The sequence below is a fragment of the Pseudomonas sp. FW305-28 genome (assembly GCF_017351395.1).
In the GTDB taxonomy this organism is placed as follows: domain Bacteria; phylum Pseudomonadota; class Gammaproteobacteria; order Pseudomonadales; family Pseudomonadaceae; genus Aquipseudomonas; species Aquipseudomonas fluorescens_AA.
The window spans coordinates 1-3,847 of the sequence record NZ_JACNDD010000267.1; the positions used below are offsets into that span (position 1 = coordinate 1).

The 3,847-nt window shown below is 62.4% G+C and carries 4 protein-coding genes; 2 read left to right on the forward strand and 2 right to left on the reverse strand.

All coding sequences use genetic code 11. The annotated features are described in order from the left end of the window. Positions 1-27: 27 nt before the first annotated feature. Both J4E53_RS30080 and J4E53_RS30085 read right to left on the reverse strand, forming a co-directional pair. Positions 28-819 carry a transporter substrate-binding domain-containing protein gene (locus J4E53_RS30080; RefSeq protein ID WP_103311261.1) on the reverse strand — a complete coding sequence of 264 codons (792 nt, stop codon included), beginning with the start codon at positions 817-819 and terminating at the stop codon, positions 28-30. A 92-nt stretch (positions 820-911) separates the two neighbouring features. Continuing rightward, a complete protein-coding gene (locus tag J4E53_RS30085) occupies positions 912-1,565 on the reverse strand; it encodes a TetR family transcriptional regulator (RefSeq protein ID WP_103311259.1) in 654 nt (217 codons plus the stop codon). Positions 1,566-1,706: 141 nt separating this feature from the next. Here J4E53_RS30085 and J4E53_RS30090 point away from each other — a divergent pair, with 141 nt between their 5' ends. Both J4E53_RS30090 and J4E53_RS30095 read left to right on the forward strand, forming a co-directional pair. Then, a complete protein-coding gene (locus J4E53_RS30090; protein WP_103311257.1) occupies positions 1,707-2,936 on the forward strand; it encodes an arabinose transporter in 1,230 nt (409 codons plus the stop codon). Between the two features lie 59 nt (positions 2,937-2,995). Continuing rightward, positions 2,996-3,847: SDR family oxidoreductase (locus J4E53_RS30095; RefSeq protein WP_207268279.1), on the forward strand; the 852-nt coding region annotated here is incomplete at its 3' end.

The following is a 3,847-nucleotide window of genomic DNA, read 5'->3' on the forward strand; positions in this document are numbered from 1 at the left end:
CGCTCCCACAGGGGGGGCAGCCAATGGTTACTGGGCGGCTGGAACGGCCAGCCATTGGCCAATCACCTTCTGGTAGCTGCCATTGGCCTTGCTCAGGTGCAGCCACTGATCCACGTACATCTTCCAGGTGTTGTCATCCCGTGGCAGCAGGTAGGCCTTCTCGCCATATTGCAGGTAGCGGGTCGGGTTGACGGCGCACAGGCCGGGCTTGAGTTTTTGCTGGTAGAGCGCTTCCGAGGCATCGGTAATCATCACGTCGGCTTTCTTGTCCAGCAGTTGCTGGAAGATGGTCACGTTGTCATGGAAGCTGAGCTGGCCGTTGGGGAGGAATGCCCGGACGAAGGCTTCGTTGGTGCCGCCGGCCGGCTCGACAAGGCGTACCGAAGGCTGGTTCATCTGCTCGAGGGTCTGGTAACGCTCCTTGTCTTCGCAACGCACCAGGGGGATCTTGCCGTCCACGTCCAGGGTGGTGCTGAAATAGGCTTTCTTCTGACGCTCCAGCGTCACCGAAATCCCACCCATGCCGATGTCGCATTGGCCTGCAACCATATCCGGGATCAGGGTTTTCCAGGTGGTCTGCACCCATTGCACCTTGACGCCGAGGCTGGCGGCCAGGGAGCGCGCCATGTCGATGTCGATGCCTTCGTATTCGCCTGCTTCGGTTTTAAAGGTATAGGGCTTGTAGTCGCCGGTGGTGCACACCTTCAGTTCGCCGCGTTGCAGGACCTGGTCCAGCAGCGAAGGTGCCGGTTCGGCCAAGGCGCCGCAAGAGAGCGCCAACAGGCCACAGAACGTCATCGAGCTTGTTATGGTTTTCATTGTGAGGGGACGTCTCGTAGCGGAGGGAAACAAGATCGGGGAGTGTAGTAAAAGTGTTGGCAGGCTGTCACTGGAGCATGGCTGACGAACCGTCAGCAGACAGCGGTCTCAAAGGGGCGTCGCTGCAAACTTCCCAGGTAGGCGCAGAACATATCGGCCATGGCGTCGCTGTAGATGGCAACGTCCACGGGAGAGCGGGGCGCTGATGAAAAGCGCTTACCCACGGCACTGAGCGTGCTGATGACCAGGTCACCTGCCAGGGTGCGGGTTTGGGCCGGGGCGTCTGGCAATGCTTGCAGCATGAAAGCGTCCACCGACTGTTGCACCGACATCCGCGCGGCCTGGTGCTCGGGAGCGTCGCGGTAGAGCGGGGCGGCGTCGTTGAGGGCGACGCGTATCTGGGCTTCGTCACATTCGGACTGGATGAACGCCTGCACCAGGGTACGCAGGCGCTCGAAGGGCGGCTTGAGGGTGTCTTCAAGAATCTCGCGCAGCATGTCGCTGGTTTGCCGCCATTCATCACTTTGCAGGCGGAACAGGATCGCCGCTTTGTTCGGAAAGTATTGATACACCGAACCGACGCTGACGCCCGCCCGCTCGGCAACCCGGGCCACCGTGAAACGTGCCGCGCCCTGGGTCGCCAGAACCTGAACAGCCGCTTCCAGAACCGCGGCGACGAGCTCGGTGGAGCGTGCCTGTTTCGGCTGTTTACGCGAGGAAATCTGCGGGCTTGGGCGTTCGGACATGTGGGCTTGAACCTCGGCAGGGAATGCGAATAGGAAATGCGACGGATTATTCGTATCTTGAATGCGACGAATTGATCGCATTCTAGTCGCCTCCGCAGGCAGCGTTCAACGTCACATCGCATCCTTTCCGTGGGTAGGGTTATGACACAAGACAATATTCATCTCGGCGCTTCTTCGGCGCCTCAGGCAGCCGTCGAGGCCCATCCGGCACTCAAGCTGTTGCCGCTCACATTGACCGTATTCATCGGTTTTCTCACGATCGGCATGCAACTGCCCGTCTTGCCCCTCCATCTGCATGACACGCTGGGCATGGGCACGCTGGTGATTGGCCTGGTGATCGGGGCACAGTTCGCCGCGGCGCTGTTGTCACGGGCCTGGGCCGGCAATTTTGCCGATATGCGCGGTGGCAAACGCGCGGTCATGACCGGGTTGGTGACAGCCGCGGTTTCAGGGCTGGTTTATCTGCTTTCTCTGGCGTTCGTTGCCGCGCCGGTCATGTCGGTCTGGCTCTTGTCCGGCGGTCGGGTGCTGCTGGCAATTGGCGAAAGCCTCATTGTCACCGGTGCGCTGGGGTGGGGCATCGGCCTGGTGGGTGCGCAGCATGCCGGCAAGGTCATGGCCTGGAACGGCATCGCCATGTACGGGGCCTACGCACTGGGTGCTCCGCTCGGCGTGGTGCTCAACGGCGCCTGGGGGTTCACCGGCATTGCCATGGCCTCGATGTTCATTCCGCTGCTGGCCTTGCCGATTGTCGCGGGCGTGCGCGCTGTCGCCCCTACGGCGACCCGGCGTACACCGTTCTACACGATGCTCGGTGCTGTATGGGTTCCCGGCATGGGGTTGGCGTTTTGCAGTGTCGGCTTTGGTGTCCTCACGGCGTTCATTGCCCTGTTGTTCGCGGCCAGGGATTGGGGCAACGCTTCCTTGGCGTTCACGGCGTTCGGTGTGGCTTTCATCGCTGCGCGCCTGCTTTTCGGGCACCTTCCGGACAAGATTGGCGGCGCTCGCGTCGCCCTGGTCTGCGTATTGATCGAAACCGTTGGGTTGCTGCTGATCTGGAGCGCGGACACCGCGACCATGGCTTATGTGGGCGCGGCTTTCACCGGCTTCGGTTACTCCCTGGCGTTTCCCGGCTTCGGCGTGGAAGCGGTACGGCGTGCGCCACCGCAGGCACGCGGTCTCGCCATGGGGGCCTACGTCGCGTTTCTTGATATTTCCCTGGGCATCACCAGTCCGCTGGCCGGTTTGTTGGCCAGTGGCTGGGGCATCGGTGCGGTTTACCTGGGCGGCGCCATTGCCGTTGGGCTGTCTTTCGGGGTGGCCTTGATGCTGCTCAGAGGACGGCAAGCACAAGTTCAATACAAATCCTGAGTCTTCGCTGGGTTATAGAAGATTTTCGGTCTCGTTTTTTTAGAACAGGAGCGTTGCATATGCACGTATTCGTTACCGGTGCCACGGGCTGGGTTGGGGCGTCCGTGGTACAGGATCTGATCGCCGCCGGGCATCGGGTCACGGGCCTGGCTCGATGCGAAGAAAAAGGCGCGACACTGGCTGCGACAGGCGCGAAGGTGATTTCAGGCACGTTGGATGATCTCGAGATCTTGCACAGCGCAGCCTCGGCGGCGGACGCGGTGATCCACACGGCGTTCAATCATGACTTCTCGCGATTTGCCGAAAATGCCCAGCAGGACCGCCGCGCCATCGAAACGTTGGGCGATGCGTTGCGCGGCTCCGACCGGCCGTTGCTGGTGACGTCGGGCCTGTTTGGATTGACGCGGGGCGCGAGTGAACTGGAAGTGGTGAGCCCGGCCTCGCCCCGCAAGTCCGAAGCCGCCGCCCGGGACCTGGCCGAGCGTGGGGTGCGAGTGGCGACGGTGCGGCTGGCGCCCTCGGTCCATGGCCTCGGCGACCATGGCTTCGTGCCGATCCTGATTCGCCTTGCCCGGGAAAGCGGCGTATCGGCTTACCCAGGCGACGGCAGCCATTGCTGGTCGGGTGTGCATCGACAGGATGCCGCGCGGGTTTATCGGCTTGCCTTGGAGCAGGGGGTGACGCAATCCGTCTACCACGCCGTCGCCGACGAGGCCGTGCCGTTCAAGGACATTGCCCAGGCGATCGGTCGTGGCCTGGGGTTGCCGGTCGAATCCCGGGAGCGCGAGCATTTCGGCTGGTTCGCCCACATGGCGGGGGCGAACATGGCGGTGTCCAGCGAATACACCCGTGCCTTGCTGGGCTGGACGCCAAGCGGCCCGGGGTTGTTGGATGATCTTGAACACCCTGGT

Excerpts from the sequence above, each read along its gene's own strand:
- J4E53_RS30080 (WP_103311261.1), bottom strand. The coding sequence starts at position 819 with ATGAAAACCATAACAAGCTCGATGACGTTCTGTGGCCTGTTGGCGCTC.
- J4E53_RS30085 (WP_103311259.1), bottom strand. The coding sequence starts at position 1,565 with ATGTCCGAACGCCCAAGCCCGCAGATTTCCTCGCGTAAACAGCCGAAA.
- J4E53_RS30090 (WP_103311257.1), top strand. The coding sequence starts at position 1,707 with ATGACACAAGACAATATTCATCTCGGCGCTTCTTCGGCGCCTCAGGCA.